The sequence below is a fragment of the Rhizobium sp. SVR5-2C genome, from assembly GCF_056755115.1.
This window is the reverse complement of sequence record NZ_JBNDHT010000486.1, coordinates 1-250: the sequence shown is the minus strand read 5'-3', so window position 1 is coordinate 250 and position 250 is coordinate 1. Positions and strand designations below refer to the sequence as shown.

The 250-nt window shown below is 62.0% G+C and carries 1 protein-coding gene; it reads left to right on the top strand.

Going from position 1 to position 250, the window contains the following annotated elements; translation table 11 throughout:
• Positions 1-23: 23 nt before the first annotated feature.
• Positions 24-250, top strand: a 227-nt coding sequence (locus tag ACPYOI_RS36620) for a hypothetical protein (protein ID WP_481424251.1), incomplete at its 3' end; no start/stop codon positions are given.

The window sequence follows — 250 nt, the reverse complement described above, 5'->3', positions numbered from 1 at the left end:
CCTCGATCTGAAGGTGGCGGTCAATGCTCAAGCTGCTGCCTGAATGGCTCAAGATCGGCGCGGGAGCGGCGTTGGGCACTCTCGTCGCGGTCTACCCTGCAATCCTCGGCGGGCGCTCTGAGGGACGCCAGCAGGCCGCGACCGTCGCGCTGGAAGCCGCGGTGAAGCGCTTGGCCGAAAAAGGAAAGATCAATGGTCAAGTCTCTTCTCTTGATGCTGCCGCTCTGTGCAATGATTTCGGGCTGCCAGA